Annotated in this window: 16 protein-coding genes and 1 tRNA gene; 13 read left to right on the top strand and 4 right to left on the bottom strand. The window is 68.3% G+C overall.

What is annotated here, in order from left to right; all coding sequences use genetic code 11:
* The first annotated feature begins 78 nt into the window (after positions 1 to 78).
* From gyrA to Q7T09_RS10980, 5 genes are all read left to right on the top strand, one after another.
* Entirely contained in the window at positions 79 to 2,859 is a 2,781-nt protein-coding gene (gene gyrA / locus Q7T09_RS10960) for a DNA gyrase subunit A (RefSeq protein ID WP_304699640.1), read from the top strand.
* A gap of 64 nt (positions 2,860 to 2,923) precedes the next feature.
* The gene (coaD, locus tag Q7T09_RS10965) at positions 2,924 to 3,427 is read left to right on the top strand and encodes a pantetheine-phosphate adenylyltransferase (protein WP_304699642.1); all 504 of its coding nucleotides are present in this window, start codon (positions 2,924 to 2,926) and stop codon (positions 3,425 to 3,427) included.
* Positions 3,428 to 3,495: 68 nt separating this feature from the next.
* A complete protein-coding gene (locus Q7T09_RS10970) occupies positions 3,496 to 4,368 on the top strand; it encodes a peptidylprolyl isomerase (protein WP_304699643.1) in 873 nt (290 codons plus the stop codon).
* Positions 4,368 to 4,829, top strand: coding sequence for a peptidylprolyl isomerase (locus tag Q7T09_RS10975; protein ID WP_304699645.1), 462 nt, complete (start codon positions 4,368 to 4,370; stop codon positions 4,827 to 4,829). The genes Q7T09_RS10970 and Q7T09_RS10975 overlap by 1 nt, the downstream gene beginning before the upstream one ends.
* Complete coding sequence (locus tag Q7T09_RS10980; RefSeq protein WP_304699646.1) at positions 4,826 to 5,383, top strand: phosphohydrolase; 558 nt, start codon at positions 4,826 to 4,828, stop codon at positions 5,381 to 5,383. Before Q7T09_RS10975 ends, Q7T09_RS10980 begins: the two co-directional genes overlap by 4 nt.
* Here the strand turns inward: Q7T09_RS10980 and Q7T09_RS10985 are convergent.
* Positions 5,380 to 6,354 (bottom strand): endonuclease/exonuclease/phosphatase family protein, encoded by a 975-nt coding sequence (locus Q7T09_RS10985; protein ID WP_304699647.1) that lies wholly within the window; start codon positions 6,352 to 6,354, stop codon positions 5,380 to 5,382. The genes Q7T09_RS10980 and Q7T09_RS10985 overlap by 4 nt on opposite strands.
* Before the next feature lie 64 nt (positions 6,355 to 6,418).
* Between Q7T09_RS10985 and queA the strand changes: the two genes are divergently transcribed.
* Positions 6,419 to 7,498, top strand: coding sequence for a tRNA preQ1(34) S-adenosylmethionine ribosyltransferase-isomerase QueA (gene queA, locus Q7T09_RS10990; RefSeq protein WP_304699650.1), 1,080 nt, complete (start codon positions 6,419 to 6,421; stop codon positions 7,496 to 7,498).
* The gene (tgt, locus tag Q7T09_RS10995; RefSeq protein WP_304699652.1) at positions 7,495 to 8,607 is read left to right on the top strand and encodes a tRNA guanosine(34) transglycosylase Tgt; all 1,113 of its coding nucleotides are present in this window, start codon (positions 7,495 to 7,497) and stop codon (positions 8,605 to 8,607) included. The genes queA and tgt overlap by 4 nt, the downstream gene beginning before the upstream one ends.
* On the opposite strand, the gene Q7T09_RS11000 is transcribed toward tgt, so the two are convergent.
* The gene (locus Q7T09_RS11000) at positions 8,604 to 9,191 is read right to left on the bottom strand and encodes a hypothetical protein (RefSeq protein ID WP_304699654.1); all 588 of its coding nucleotides are present in this window, start codon (positions 9,189 to 9,191) and stop codon (positions 8,604 to 8,606) included. The genes tgt and Q7T09_RS11000 overlap by 4 nt on opposite strands.
* 120 nt (positions 9,192 to 9,311) lie before the next feature.
* Between Q7T09_RS11000 and Q7T09_RS11005 the strand changes: the two genes are divergently transcribed.
* The 6 genes from Q7T09_RS11005 to Q7T09_RS11025 all read left to right on the top strand — a co-directional run bounded on the left by Q7T09_RS11005 (position 9,312) and on the right by Q7T09_RS11025 (position 13,305).
* Positions 9,312 to 9,386, top strand: a tRNA-Lys gene (locus Q7T09_RS11005).
* A gap of 124 nt (positions 9,387 to 9,510) precedes the next feature.
* Entirely contained in the window at positions 9,511 to 10,905 is a 1,395-nt protein-coding gene (locus tag Q7T09_RS11010; protein ID WP_304699655.1) for an FkbM family methyltransferase, read from the top strand.
* A gap of 159 nt (positions 10,906 to 11,064) precedes the next feature.
* The gene (locus Q7T09_RS11015; RefSeq protein ID WP_304699656.1) at positions 11,065 to 11,511 is read left to right on the top strand and encodes an RcnB family protein; all 447 of its coding nucleotides are present in this window, start codon (positions 11,065 to 11,067) and stop codon (positions 11,509 to 11,511) included.
* A 224-nt stretch (positions 11,512 to 11,735) separates the two neighbouring features.
* The gene (locus Q7T09_RS20485; protein WP_370689233.1) at positions 11,736 to 12,011 is read left to right on the top strand and encodes a hypothetical protein; all 276 of its coding nucleotides are present in this window, start codon (positions 11,736 to 11,738) and stop codon (positions 12,009 to 12,011) included.
* Between the two features lie 27 nt (positions 12,012 to 12,038).
* On the top strand, positions 12,039 to 12,251 hold the full coding sequence (locus Q7T09_RS20490; RefSeq protein WP_370689234.1) for a hypothetical protein: 213 nt from the start codon (positions 12,039 to 12,041) through the stop codon (positions 12,249 to 12,251).
* Positions 12,252 to 12,270: 19 nt separating this feature from the next.
* Positions 12,271 to 13,305: a sulfate/molybdate ABC transporter ATP-binding protein gene (locus Q7T09_RS11025; protein ID WP_304699658.1), complete on the top strand. Its 1,035-nt coding sequence runs from the start codon at positions 12,271 to 12,273 to the stop codon at positions 13,303 to 13,305.
* A gap of 229 nt (positions 13,306 to 13,534) precedes the next feature.
* Here the strand turns inward: Q7T09_RS11025 and Q7T09_RS11030 are convergent, their stop codons facing one another.
* Together Q7T09_RS11030 and Q7T09_RS11035 are read right to left on the bottom strand one after the other, a co-directional pair.
* Positions 13,535 to 13,951 carry a response regulator gene (locus tag Q7T09_RS11030; protein ID WP_304699659.1) on the bottom strand — a complete coding sequence of 139 codons (417 nt, stop codon included), beginning with the start codon at positions 13,949 to 13,951 and terminating at the stop codon, positions 13,535 to 13,537.
* The gene (locus tag Q7T09_RS11035) at positions 13,944 to 14,993 is read right to left on the bottom strand and encodes an HWE histidine kinase domain-containing protein (RefSeq protein ID WP_304699661.1); all 1,050 of its coding nucleotides are present in this window, start codon (positions 14,991 to 14,993) and stop codon (positions 13,944 to 13,946) included. Before Q7T09_RS11035 ends, Q7T09_RS11030 begins: the two co-directional genes overlap by 8 nt.
* Between the last annotated feature and the right edge of the window lie 24 nt (positions 14,994 to 15,017).

Genomic DNA, 15,017 nt, shown 5'->3' on the forward strand with positions numbered 1-15,017 from the left:
AGGTTGGCCTCGGGGGTCCTGGGATGTTAACAACTGAACTCTGATTTCCAGTCCGATTCCAACGGCGAAAAATTCCCCTTGAGCGACGACAGCACCATCCCTCCGGACGACGGCCGGCGCGGGGGCATCGCCCCTATCGCCATCGAGGACGAACTCAAGAAGTCCTACCTCGACTACGCCATGAGCGTCATCGTCAGCCGCGCCCTTCCAGACGTGCGCGACGGCCTGAAACCGGTGCATCGCCGCATCCTGTTCTCGATGAGCGAGCAGGGGCACACCCCTGACCGCTCCTATGTGAAGTCGGCCCGCGTCGTCGGCGACGTGATGGGTAAGTATCACCCGCACGGCGACCTCGCGATCTACGACACCCTGGTCCGCCTGGCCCAGCCGTTCTCCATGAGCCAGCTGCTGATCGACGGTCAGGGCAATTTCGGCTCGGTGGACAACGACCCGCCGGCGGCCATGCGCTACACCGAGTGCCGCCTGACCAAGGCGGCCATGGCCATCCTGGCCGATCTCGACAAGGACACGGTCGACTTCAAGGACAACTACGACGGCTCCGAGCACGAGCCCGTGGTCCTGCCCTCGCGCATCCCCAACCTGCTGGTGAACGGCGCGGGCGGCATCGCCGTCGGCATGGCCACCAACATCCCGCCCCATAACCTGGGCGAGATCGTCGACGCCTGCCTGGCCTATGTCGACAATCCCGAGATCGGGACCGACGAGCTGCTGGACATCGTGCCCGGCCCCGACTTCCCCACCGGCGGCGAGATCATCGGCCGCACCGGGGCGCGCAACGCCCTGATGACCGGGCGCGGCTCTGTGATCATGCGCGGCAAGGCCGCCATCGAAGAGGTCCGCAAGGACCGCGAAGCCATCATCATCACCGCCATCCCCTACCAGGTGAACAAGGCCTCCCTGGTGGAGCGCATCGCCGAACTGGTGCGGGAAAAGCGCGTCGAGGGCGTCGCCGACCTGCGCGACGAGAGCGACCGCCAGGGCATGCGCGTGGTCGTCGAGCTCAAGCGCGACGCCTCGGCCGACGTGGTGCTGAACCAGCTCTACCGGTTCACCCCGCTGCAGAGCTCCTTCGGCGTCAACATGCTGGCCCTGAACCGCGGCCGTCCGCTGCAGATGGGCCTGCGCGAGATGATCGTGGCCTTCATCGAGTTCCGTGAGGAAGTCGTTGTCCGCCGCGAGAAGTTCGAGCTCTCCAAGGCCCGCGACCGCGGTCACGTCTTGGTGGGCTTGGCCATCGCCGTGGCCAATATCGACGAGTTCATCCACATCATCCGCTCGTCCAAGGACCCGGCCGAGGCGCGCGAGCGCATTGTCGCCAAGGGCTGGCCGGCGAGCGACATGATGCCCCTGGTTGAGCTGATCGCCGACCCGCGCACGGTTCTGGAAGCCGGCGGCCTGATCCGCCTGACCGAGGAGCAGGCGCGCGCCATCCTGGCGCTCACCCTCTCGCGCCTCACCGGCCTTGGCCGTGACGAGATCTTCGGCGAGGCCGAGACCCTGGCCGGCGCCATCCAGGGCCACCTGAGCCTGCTGTCGTCGCGCGACAACATCATGGCCGTGGTCCGTCAGGAGCTGGTGGAGGTGCGCGCCGCCTTCGCCGTGCCGCGCCGCACCGAGATCGTCGACGGCGACGCCGACGTCGAGGACGAGGACCTGATCGCCCGCGAGGACATGGTCATCACCGTGACCCACGGCGGCTATGTGAAGCGCACCCCGCTGGTGACCTACCGGACCCAGCATCGCGGCGGCAAGGGCCGCTCGGGCATGTCCACCAAGGACGAGGATGCGGTCACCCGCGTCTTCTCGGCCAACACCCATACCCCGATGCTGTTCTTCTCCTCCGGCGGCAAGGTCTACCAGCTCAAGGTCTGGCGTCTGCCGGTGGGCACGCCGACCTCGCGCGGCAAGGCCTTCGTGAACCTGCTGCCCATCGAGCCCGGCGAGAGCATCACCTCGATCCTGCCCCTGCCCGAGGACGAGGCCACCTGGGATCAGTACGACGTCATGTTCTCCACCCGCTCCGGCGGCGTGCGACGCAACAAGCTGTCGGACTTCGTCGGCATCAAGCGCAACGGCAAGATCGCCATGAAGCTGGACGAGGGCGACTCCATCATTGGCGTCGGCGTCTGCAACGCCCAGGCCAACGACATTCTGCTGACCACCGCGCTTGGGCGTTGTATCCGCTTCGCCACGGAGGAGGTCCGGGTCTTCGCCGGCCGTGAATCCACCGGCGTGCGCGGTATCCGCCTGGCCGAAGGCGACAGCGTCATCTCCATGGCCGTCCTGCGGTCTGTCACCGCCACGCCCGCCGAACGCGCGGCCTATGTGAAGCACGCCAACGCCATGCGCCGCGCCGTCTCCGGCGAGGGCGAGGATATCGAGGACGCCGCGGCGCCCGAGGACGACGACGAGGCCGGCGAGGAAGCCGCCCTGTCGGGCGATCGGATCGCCGAACTGGGTGCGGCCGAGGAGTTCATCCTCACCGTCTCCACCGAAGGCTACGGCAAGCGCAGCTCGGCCTACGAGTTCCGCCGCACCGGCCGGGGCGGGCAGGGGCTGCTGGCCCAGGACCTCACCAAGAAGGGCAAGGGCGGGCGTCTGGCCGCCTCCTTCCCGGTGGAGGAGTTCGACGAAATCCTGCTGGTCACCGACCAGGGCCAGCTCATCCGCACCCCCGTCGCCCAGGTCCGCGTCATCAGCCGCAACACCTCCGGCGTGACCATCTTCCGCACCGCCCAGGACGAGCACGTCGTCTCCGTCGAGCGCCTCGCCGACCAGGGCGGCGGCGAGGATGAGGGCGCCGAGGAAGCCTCCGAAGGCGGGGGCGACCAAACTTAGCGCTTGCCATCGCCGGTCCGCCCGGCCAAAGCCGAGCCTAAGAACAGTTGGGGAAGACAGGCGAATGGCCACCCGCGTCGGGCTCTATCCGGGCACCTTCGACCCGATCCACAATGGCCACACCGACATTATCGGGCGGGCCGTGAAGCTGGTGGACAAGCTGGTGATCGGGGTGGCGATCAACGCCGGCAAGGGCCCGATGTTCGACCTTGAGGAACGTGTGGCGATCCTGCGGGACCAGACGGCCAGCCTCTCCGGCGCCACCGAGGTCGTGGTCCAGCCCTTCAAGGGCCTGCTGATCCACTTCGCCCGCGAGGTCGGGGCCTCGATGATCGTGCGCGGCCTGCGCGCCGTGGCCGACTTCGAATACGAATTCCAGATGACCGCGATGAACCAGCAGCTCGACCGCGACATCGACACCGTGTTCCTGATGGCCGACCCCCGTCACCAGGCGGTGTCCTCGCGCCTGATCAAGGAAATCGCCATCCTGGGCGGCGACGTCAGCAAGTTCGTCAGCCCCGGCGTCAAGGACGCCCTGATGGCCAAGGTGGCCGCGGCCCAGGCCTAGTTCTTTCGTCGAACGAACTTGCCCGCCGCGGGTGGCGGTCTTGGCCGCGCGCGGCTAGGAGAGAAGCCATGATCCGCACCCTCCTGATCTCCGCCGCGGCCCTGGCGCTCGCCGGCGCCGCCACCGCCGCCCCCAAGGCCAAGACTCCGCCGGCGCCCGTCGCGCCCCCGGCTCCGGGCGCACCCTCCGCCGCCGACTGGCGCACGCCTGATCCCGAGAACGTCCTGGTGATCGACACCACCAAGGGCCGCATCCTGGTCGAGCTGTCCCCCGAGGTCGCCCCCACCCACGTGGTCCGGGTCAAGGAGCTGACCCGCACGGGGCTCTATGATGGCCGCCTGTTCTTCCGGGTGATCGACGCCTTCATGGCCCAGACCGGCGACCCCAAGGACACCGGGGAGGGCAATTCCGACAAGCCCGACCTGGCCGCCGAGTTCAGCTTCCGCCGCGGCCCCGCCACCCCCTTCGTCCAGGTCGCCGACCAGACCGTGGCCGAGATCGGCTTCGTGGGCGCCCTGCCGGTCATGACCCAGAGCTCGATGCTCATGCCCATGACCACCGACGGCAAGGTCTCCGGCTGGGGCCTCTACTGCCCCGGCGTCGCCGGCATGGCCCGCGGCGAGGCCAATGACAGCGCCAATAGCCAGTTCTTCCTGATGCGCCAGGCCTATCCGTCTCTGGAGAAGCGCTACACTGCCTTCGGACGAGTGATCTCGGGCCTGGACGTGGTGCGCGCCATCAAGATCGGCGAACCTGTGGTCGATCCCGATAAGATGTTGAAGGTCCGCGTGATGGCGGATATTCCGGCCGCCGAACGCCCCAAGGTCCGGGTGATCGACCCCAACAGCGCCTGGTTCAAGGCCGAGGTCGCCAATGTGCGCGGCGCGATGGGCGCCGATTTCACGGCCTGCGCAATCAAGATTCCCTCAGAGGTGAAGTAATGGACGCCGAAAATACCCTGATCATGACGCTGGAAAGCGGCCCGGTGACGATCAAGCTTCGCCCGGACCTGGCGCCCGGCCACGTCGAGCGGATCAAGGAACTCGCCCGCGAGGGCTTCTATGACGGCGTGGTCTTCCACCGCGTGATCCCGGGCTTCATGGCCCAGGGCGGCGACCCGACCGGCACCGGCACCAGCGGCTCGGACAAGCCGAACCTGACCGCCGAGTTCTCCAAGGAGCCTCACGTCCGCGGCGTCTGCTCGATGGCCCGCACCAACAACCCGAACTCCGCCAACAGCCAGTTCTTCATCTGCTTCGACGACGCCAAGTTCCTGGACGGCCAGTACACCGTCTGGGGCGAAGTCACCGAGGGCATGGACCTGGTGGACGGCCTGCCCAAGGGCGAGCCCCCGCGCGCGCCCGGCAAGATCGTCTCCATGAAGGTCGCGGCCGACGCGTGACCCCGGACCTGGAAGCCGCCTACGCGCAGCCGCATAGGCGCTACCATACGCGGGCCCATATCGAGCAGTGCCTGGCGCTGCTCCACCAGGTCCCCGACCTGATGGACTCCGAGCGCCAGGTGCTGACCTACGCCATCTGGTGGCACGATGCGGTCTATGACCCGACCGCCTCGGACAACGAGGCCAGGAGCGCGGAGATGGCCAAGCGCGATCTCCGCGACCTCGACGTTTCCCTGCATGCTCGCGAGGAGGTGGCCCGGCTGATCCGCCTCACCGCCGGCCATGTGGTGGAGGAAGAGGACCGGCTAGGCGAGATCCTGGTCTCCATCGACCTGGCCATCCTCGCCGCCGCGCCGCTGGACTACGACGCCTACGCCCGTCAGGTGCGCGAGGAGTACATCCACGTCCCCGACGAGGCCTGGCGCGCCGGCCGCAGGCAAGTGATGCAACGCTTCCTGGAGGCCCCGGTCATCTATCCCGACCCGGCCTTCCGCCGCCTGTTCGAGGCGGTGGCCCGGGCCAATATCGCCCGGGAAATCGCCTCTCTCGCTTAACTGGCCCGCGCGAGGGTGACGATCACCGGATAGTGGTCCGACCCCAGCCTGGGGCCCCGCTTGACGCTCACGGTCCGCCAGGCCTTGCCGGCATAGACATGGTCGATGGGCAGGAAGGGGAAGGGGACCTTCACCCGCTCGCGGGAGACCTCTCCGGCCGGCCAGGAGAACAGGGCCCGTGTCCGCCGCTCCAGTCCGAACATCCGGTCCTCGCGCCGACGCGAGAAGGACCACGGCGTGGAGTTGAAATCCCCCGCCAGGATCATGGGGTCCTTCGGGTACTGGTCGAGGATCCAGGCCAGGCGCTGGCCCTGCTGCTGTTGCAGAGAGCCCTTGGTGGGCCAGGTGTAGTGGGCGCCCACCACGGTGAAGTCGCCAGACGCGCCGCGATAGGCTCCGCGCGCGATCGGCGGTCGCGGCAAGCCGTGGGGCGTGTCGACGACCCCGCTGTCGATGGTCGGCAGTTTGCTGAAGATCATCACCTGGCACTTTCCGCAGACCACATGATAGGCGCGGCGCTGCAGGATGGCGTCGCGGATGGCCGGCGTGGCCTCCTCGATCACCACCACGTCGGGGTCCTGGTCGACGATCCATTGGGCGGTGTCGGACAGGTCGTTGTTGCGGCCCCAGACGTTGAACTGGATCAGTTTCAGTTGATACGGCGCGCTGGCCGGGGCGCGGGGGCTCATGGGGCGCACGTACTCCGGCAGGACAAGCGATCCGGCGGCGATGACCCCCATCCCGCCCAGGGTCAGGAAGATGGTCCTCAGCGGCCTCGGCGCCAGCAGCAGGGCGTAGGCCACCACCACCAGGGCGCCCGCCAGCCAGAACGGCGCGAAGTGGGTCAGGATGTCCAGGCTGGGCCGGATGCGCCCGCCCTGGGCGATCAGGGCGGCCACGGCGCAGGCCAAGCCCTGGGCGAACATCAGGCCGGCGACCAGGCCGGAAATCGCGACTCGGAGGAATCCCATGCCTCGCCTCTAGCATGGTCTGGCGCTTGACGCGTGACGGCGCGCATGGCCTTCACGCCCCCACATGCAACTCGCCGATTTCGACTTCGACCTGCCCGACGACCACATCGCCCTGCGGCCGGCCAGCCCGCGGGATTCCGCCCGCATGCTGCGGGTCGCGCCGGGCCAGCCCCTGGCCGACCTGACCGTGGCCGATCTGCCCGAGCAGCTCCGGGCGGGAGACATCCTGGTGCTGAACGACACCCGTGTGATCCCCGCGCGGCTGAAGGGGATCCGCTACCGGGAAGAGCGCCAGGTGGCCTGCGAGGCCACTCTGCACCGCCGTCTGTCTCCCAGCCGCTGGACCGCTTTCATGCGGCCGGGCAAGCGCCTGGCCGTGGGCGACCGCGTCGCCTTCGGAGAGACCGACGACCAGGCCTGCCTGCTGGGCGCCTTGGACGCCACCATCGTCGAGAAGGGGGAGGGCGGGGAACTGACCCTGTCCTTCGATCTGGCCGGCCCCGATCTCGACGCCGCCATCGCCGAGCGCGGCGCCATGCCCCTGCCGCCCTATATCGCCGCCAAGCGCCCCGAGGACGCCCGCGACCGGGCCGACTACCAGACCATCTACGCCAAGGACGACGGCTCGGTCGCCGCCCCCACGGCCGGGCTGCACTTCACCCCGGAGCTGATGGCGCGGCTGCAGGCCAGGGGCGTCGGCGTCGCCTTCGTCACCCTGCACGTGGGCGCCGGCACCTTCCTGCCGGTGAAGACCGACGACCTGGCCGACCACAGGATGCACGCCGAGTACGGTGAAGTGGTTCAGGAAACCGCCGACGTCCTCAACGTCGCCAAGGCGGCCGGCGGCCGCGTCGTCTGCGTCGGCACCACCTCCCTGCGCCTGCTGGAGAGCGCGACGGGGGAGGACGGCGTGGTCCGCCCCTTCGCCGCCGAGACGGCCATCTTCATCACCCCCGGCTACCGGTTCCGCGTCGTGGACGGGCTGATGACCAACTTCCATCTGCCCAAGTCGACCCTGTTCATGCTGGTCTGCGCCTTCGCGGGGTTCGAGACCATGCACGCGGCCTACGCCCACGCCATCGCCACGGGCTACCGGTTCTATTCCTATGGCGACGCCAGCCTGCTCTGGAGGGCGAACCCTTGAGCGCCTTCCCCTTCGAGATCACCGCCACCGAGGGCAAGGCCCGCACCGGGGTGCTGAAGACCGCCCGCGGCGACATCCGCACGCCAGCCTTCATGCCGGTGGGGACGGCGGCCACCGTCAAGGCGCTGACCGTCGACCAGGTGGCCTCCACCGGCGCCGACATCATCCTGGGCAACACCTATCACCTGATGCTGCGCCCGGGCGCCGAACGGGTCGCCCGGCTGGGCGGCCTGCACAACTTCATGCGCTGGGACAAACCTATCCTCACCGACAGCGGCGGCTTCCAGGTGATGAGCCTGTCGAAGATCGCCAAGGTCACCGAGCAGTCGGTGGCCTTCCAGAGCCATATCGACGGCTCCAAGCACGTGCTGACGCCGGAGCGCTCCATCGAGATCCAGGCCGACCTGCTGGGCTCGGACATCGTCATGCAGCTGGACGAATGCGTCGCCTGGCCGGCCGAGGAGAACCGGGCGCGGGAGGCCATGCTGCTCTCGGCCCGCTGGGGCCAGCGCTCCAAGGCCGCCTTCGGCGAGCGCGACCGCCAGGCCCTGTTCGGCATCCAGCAGGGCTCCACCTTCGAGCACCTGCGCCGGGAGTCCGCCGAACGCCTGATCGAGACCGGCTTCGACGGCTACGCCCTGGGGGGCCTGGCGGTGGGGGAGGGGCACGAGGCCATGTGCGAGGTGCTGGACTATGCGCCCGACCTGCTGCCCGCCGACCGGCCGCGCTATCTGATGGGGGTCGGCAAGCCCATCGACCTGGTGGAGGCCGTGGCCCGGGGCGTGGACATGTTCGACTGCGTCCTGCCCACCCGTTCGGGCCGCCACGGCCAGGCCTGGACCTGGGAAGGCTCCGTCAACCTGAAGAACGCCCGCTTCGCCGAGGACGATACACCGCTGGACGAGACCAGCCCCTGTCCGGCCTCCAGCCACTATTCCAAGGCCTACCTGCACCACCTGGTGAAGTCCGAGGAGATCCTCGGCCAGGTCCTGCTCTCCTGGCACAACATCGCCTTCTTCCAGGCCCTGACGGCGGCCATGCGGCACGCCATCGCCGAGGGGCGGTTTGAGGCGTTCCGGAAAGACTTCAAGAGCCGCTTGGCGGTCTAGCGGATCGGGAACCGGGGCTTCAGGGTCTCGCTCATCGGCGGCTCGCGCTCCATCAGGCTGTGGGCGGGGGTCGCCGGCGGCTTGCAGCCGCGGGACTCCCCCAGGCCCTTCAGATAGGCCCTGCGCACCGCGCCGGCATTGATCGCCGCGGTGACCAGGCCGTCGTGGCGTTCGGCGCCGGAGAGCTTGCGCACCCAGCCCCGGAAGGGGATCAGGCCGGAGGCCGCGCTCGCCACCGCCCCCAGGGCCGCGCCGCGCCCGCGCACCATCAGGTCGTCCTCGTCCACCTGCGGCTCGTCCAGGTCCGCCCCCAGCGCCCCGTTCAGCGGCAGGATCAGGCCGGTGATCCGCGCGCAGTTGGTGGGGACCGGCAGGGCGTAGGGATCGGCCATGGCGTCCAGCAGCACCTGGGGGATCTTGGTCCTCAGGACATTGACGTCCCGCAGGGGTGAGACGACCGCGCCCTGCATGCTTTCCCGGTTGGCGGCCGATCTCGTCTGGATCTCCGGTGATCCGTCGGCCGGCGCGGTGGTGCAGGCGCCGGCGAGGGCCAGGATCGGAAGGGCGGACAGGGCGGCGCGCATGAGCCAATTGTACAGCTTGGCTCCGCGCCTTGGAAAGCCCGCGCGCGGCCTTGCCCAGGGCAGGGACGCACCCTATGGTCCGCGCCGCTTCGCCCGGCGCGCATCTGCACGCCGCGCTTAGGGCCGGTAGCTCAGTGGTAGAGCATTCGACTTTTAATCGAATGGTCGTGGGTTCGACCCCCACCCGGCCTACCAAACCGTCGGACGTGTCGTCGCCGGGGCGGGAAGATGTCCTTGCGGGTCATCGGCTTCACGACGCACTTATTGTCGTTCAAGAGCCTGACCGCGAACGCCGCCGTCTTCCGCCAAGGGATGAACCATGGATCTCGCCGCCCTTGTCCGCGCCGGCCGTCAGGCCGAGCTCTTCGCCGATCTTGAGCCCAGGTCGAAGGCCGGCGATCACGCGGCGTCCAACAACCTGGCCCTCGTGCATCGCTGGCTCGGCAACCAGATGCTGGAGCTGGCCTATGCGCTGCGGGCCTTCCAGCAGGATCCCTCGTCCCTTGCGGGGATCAACACCCTGTTCCGGGCGCTGGGGGCCGCCGCCCAGTTCCGGGTTCTGACCGACATCTATGCCGGCCTGCCCAACAAGCGGTTGCTCAATCGCCACCAGAAACTTCTCGTGGCGATCGCCTATCGTGAATGCAATCGCCTCGCCCAATCCCAGGCGGTTCTCAAGGGCGTCCCCGACTTCCCGCAGGAGAACGCGGTGGAGCTGGACGTGGCGATGCGGTTCGCCCAGGCCGCCTCCGACCACGCCTCGGCGCTAGCCCTGATCGACCGCCTGGAGGCGGTGGGGGTCGATGGGCGCCGGCAGCGCCTGTCCGAACGGTTCACCTCCGGCGACATGGCCGGCGCCCTGCAGATCTACGAGGACGGCTGGCGTAGCGATCCCGACTTGGTCGAGGACGCCAAGACGGCCCTGTTCTGCGCCATCGCCCTCGATGACCGCGCCATCGTCGAGCGGCTGGCGCCCAGCATGGTCGGCGGGGCCCGCGAGGTGGCGAGACTCTATCTTGAGGGCGCCCGCGAGGTGGTGGTCCAGGGCGCCGCCCGCACCTATCGCTTTCCGTTCGAACCGACGAACCTGTCGATCGCCCTGCGTCACGCCGCGGGGCAGTTCTACGAGATTCAGACCCTGCAGCGCCTGGCGCCGCTGCTGTCGCCGGGGGACGAGGTGGTCGACGTCGGCGCCAATATCGGCAACCACACCATCTACTTCGCTGGCGAACTCGGGTGCCGGGTGACGCCCTTCGAGTGCAATCCCAGGCTCGCGCCGCTGCTGTGCAAGGTGGTGGAGGACGCGGGCCTCGCGGGCCAGGTGGACCTCCGCCACGTGGGGAAGGCCGTCTCCGACGGGGCGGGCGAGGTGTTCTTCAACTATATCCGCAACGACTATTCCAACGTCTCCAAGGACTCCGACGGCGGCCGAACCGGGGTTCCGGCCATGGCCCTGGACAGCCTCGACCTGCCGTCCTGCCGCCTGTTGAAGGTCGATGTGGACGGCGGGGAGATCGGGGTGCTGCGTGGCGCGGAAGCCTTCCTGGCCAAGCACCGCCCGCTCCTGGTCATCGAGGTGATGAACTTCAACACCGCCGAAGCCCTGAGCCTGATTGAGAAGGCGGGCTACGCCATGATCCGCGAGAACGTCGAGGCCCGGACCCACAGCGACTTCGTGTTCTCGCCGGTCGAGCGTGATCCGCCCTTGCTCTAGCGTCGGTGGGGGCGGGGCGGCGCGCAGATGGCGTAGGGCGGCGCCAAACGTGATGAACAGGGAATGACCACGGCCGTTCAAAGCCGGTTCAGCGCCCGAGTCGCACCTTGGGGACAACGCCGACAGCCCTCCGGCTTGAGGCTCCCGAAGGACACGCTCATGAAACGCGCAATCGCCGCCGCCCTGGCCATCTCCCTGCTGGGCGGCACGGCCGCCATGGCCCAGCCTGCGCAGTATCAGCGCGACTATCAGGGTCAGTATCAAGGCCAATACCAGGGCCGATATCAGCAAGGCTACGCCGACCAGCGCGACGATCGCTACAACGACCGCCGCGACAACCGCTACGGCGACCGTCGCGATGACCGGCGCGGCGGCTGGGACAATCGCGGCGGCCAGCGCCATCACGGCGGCCATTCCTGGCGCCGGGGCGAGCGTCTGCCGAGCCAGTATCGCAGCGCCAACTACTACGTGAACGACTATGGCCGTTACGGCCTGCGTCAGCCGCCGCGCGGTTACCGCTGGGTCCGCGCCGACAACGACTACGTCCTGGCCGCCCTGGCCACCGGCCTGATCGTCCAGGTGCTGAGCAACGGTTACGGCCGCTAGGTCCAAAGCCCATCCTAGCGTGTCGGCAGCCCCGTCCTCACCATGAGGGCGGGGCTTTCTCGTGGGCGGTGGTCAGGCTTTCAGGCCTCGCCCTCAGAAATGCGATATTGGCTACAGATTAGCTAGGAATTAGCTCGTGTCTCCGCCGCCGGTCGGCGATTCCGGGATTCGCGCTCAGCCTGGGCGTCACGGTCACCCTCCTGTCGACCATCGTCCTGATCCCGATGCTGGCGGTCGCGCTGAAGGCCACGCAGCAGAGTTTCCCGGAGTTCCTGGACGCCGCCTTCTCCGAGCGGGCGCTCGCCGCCTACCGCCTGTCCTTCGGTGCGGCCCTCATCGCGGCCCTGATCAATGGCGCGTTCGGCCTGGCCACCGCCTGGGCCCTGGTCCGCTATGAGTTTCCCGGCAAGGGGGTGGACGAGGAGGAGGCTTCGGTGTCCCTCGGCGCCTCGGGCCTGCGCACCTTCTGGAGCGTCACGGCCCCCAATATCCTGCTCTAAGGCGTCCTGCTCTGCAACGCCCGCGCCATGGGGGAGTTCGGGGCGGTGTCGGTGGTCTCGGGCCACATCCGGGGCCTGACCAACACCATGCCGTTGCATGTGGAGATCCTCTACAACGAGTATGACTTCGTCGGCGCCTTCGCCGTCGCCGCCCTTCTCTGTTTCCTGGCCATCGTCACCCTCGCCCTTAAGACCCTGCTCGAGATGGTCCAGCCGCAGTCGCGGCCGGCCCGTCACTGACTAAGAGACGAACCGTCCCATGACCATTTCCATCCGCTCGGTGGAGAAGACCTTCGGCCGCTATCCGGCGCTGAACGGCGTGAGCCTGGAGATCGCCGACGGCGAGCTGCTGGCCCTGCTGGGCCCCTCGGGCTCGGGCAAGACCACCCTGCTGCGGGCCATCGCCGGCCTGGAATTCCCGGAGAAGGGCCAGATCCTGTTCGACGGCCAGGACATGACCTATGCCAGCGCCGCGGCGCGCCAGGTGGGCTTCGTCTTCCAGCAGTACGCCCTGTTCCGCCACATGACGCTCGCCCGCAACATCAGCTTCGGTCTCGACGTCCGCAAGGGCGCGGCCAAGCCCTCCAAGGCGCAGATCGCCGGGCGGGTGGAGGAGCTGCTCAATCTTGTGGAGCTGCCGGGCCTGGGAAAACGCTACCCCGCCCAGCTCTCCGGCGGCCAGCGCCAGCGGGTGGCGCTCGCCCGCGCCCTCGCCGTCAGCCCCAGCGTCCTGCTGCTGGACGAGCCCTTCGGCGCCCTGGACGCCACCGTGCGCAAGTCCCTGCGCAAGGAACTGCGCCGCATCCACGACGCCACCGGCGTCACCACCATCTTCGTCACCCATGACCAGGAGGAGGCCCTGGAGCTGGCCGACCGGGTCGCCATCCTGAACCACGGCGTGATCCAGCAGGTGGGCACGCCGCAACAGGTGCACGACGAGCCGGAAGGCGCCTTCGTGGCCGGGTTCGTGGGCGAGGCCAACCGGCTGGAGGGGATTGTCCGGGCCGGCCGCTTCCAGGCCGGGGAGATCGCCGTTCCCGCGCCGGCCGCGGCCGAGGGCGCGGCGATCGGCTACATCCGCCCACACGACCTGATCCGCGCGGCGGCCGGCCAGGAGAGTTTCTACATCACCGCCGATCGGATAAATGTGCAGGGTCCTGTGGCCCGGATCGAGGGCAGGACCCCGGGCGGCCAGAGGATCGAGGCGGCCTTCGAGCGCAATGCGTCCGAGGGCCTGGCGCCTGGCGCGCGCATCGGATTGACCGTCCAGCGGTCATACATCTTCAGCGCGTAACGACATCAGCTCAACTTTAACGAGAGATTCACTATTTGGCGGCGTTATGCCGCACATGGATCATCTACTCCGATTTCTCGTGACCCTCCGCACCTCGCCACGGCGCGCGATGATGGTCGAGATCGGCTTCATCGCGGTGGGCGCCTTCCTGCTCGGACTGACGCTCTTCCGCTTGGTGTAGCCGACCTCGCACCCCGCTGATTGAGGGGGCCGACACGTCCGCGATCGCTCAAGGCGCCGCCTCAACGGCAGCCGGCCTTGGTTCGCCCATGACCGGCCCTTCTGGCGTCAGCAGTCCCGCCAGGGTCTCGCCCAAGTCCGAACGCTGAAAGGGTTTCTGCAAGACCGGGCAGTCTCTGTAGGCGGCCAGCAGCCTGTCCTTGGCATAGCCTGTCGAGAAGACGAAGGGCACGCCGCGTGCCGTGAGCGCGTCGGCGATGGGGTAGCTGAACTGTCCATTGAGGTTCACGTCGAGCACCGCCGCGCCGATGGCCTGGGCGTCGATGATCGCCAACGCCAGATCGATGCGCGCGACAGGGCCAACCACTTCGCAGCCCAGCTCGTTGAGCATGTCTTCCAGCATCCAGGACACGATCATCTCGTCCTCCACCAGGAGGACGCGGCAGCCGGTGAGGGGACTATCCATGGGTTGGGGCCTGGGGCAGCGGCATGACGATCTCGCAAGTCAGTCCGGTGCGCGCATAGTCGAGGCGCACCTGTCCGTCGATGGCCTGCGCCAGTCCGGTCTGGATCAGGCGCGACCCGAAGCCCTTGTGGAGAGGCGCCGTCACCGGCGGCCCGCCGCTTTCCCGCCACTGCAGCCGCATCGAGCGCCCCTGCGGACTTGGCTCAACCTGCCAGCTGATGTCGATCTGTCCGCCGCCGTTGGAGAAAGCCCCATGCTTCACGGCGTTGGTGGCCAACTCGTGGAACACCATCGCGAGGGTCAAGGCGGCCTTGGGAGGCAGCGTCATGTCCTCGCCCTGGAGGACGAACCGCGTGACCCGGCGGTCGCCGAGCCCAAAAGGCTCCAGTATCTGGTCGAGAACGTCGCGCAGGCTGAGCGCCTGCCAGTTCTCACGCCCCAGCAGGCCGTGGGCCTTCGACAGCGCCAGAATCCGGCCTTCGAACAGGTCGTAGACGTCCTTGTCGATCGCCGCGCGCAGGGTCTGGGCGGCGATCGCCTGCACGGTGGCCAGCGTGTTCTGTGTCCGGTGGTTCAACTCGTCCAGGAGAAAGCGGAGCCGGTCCTCCTCTCGCTTGTGCCGGCTGAGGTCGGCCAGCGAGACAAAGTGCTCCACGATCGCGCCGACCTTATCGCGGACTGGACTGATGAAGGTGGAGGCCCAGAACGTGCTGGCGTCCTTGCGGCGATACTCGACATCAAAGCCCGCGGCGCCACTGGCGAAGGCGGCCTTCACCTGCGTCAGCACCTGCGGGTCGGCGGCCTGCGCCAACAGGAAATTGAATCTCTGGCCCATCACTTCCTCACGCGCGTAGCCGGTGAGCGACAGATAGCTGTCGTTGGCGAAGATGATCGGGTTGCCGGCTTCCTTCGCGTTGGTGAACACCATCGCCATTCTGGTCGTCTCGGCGGCGACGACGAAGGGGCCGAGGCCGTCTTGAAAGCCCCCGACGTCGGCTTCGGCTCGTTCCTGCTTGATGGACTTCGCCTCTTCGCCGGGCATCAGTTCGCCAACTCCGGGGCGAAC

The sequence above is a fragment of the Phenylobacterium sp. genome (assembly GCF_030645195.1).
GTDB lineage: Bacteria > Pseudomonadota > Alphaproteobacteria > Caulobacterales > Caulobacteraceae > Phenylobacterium.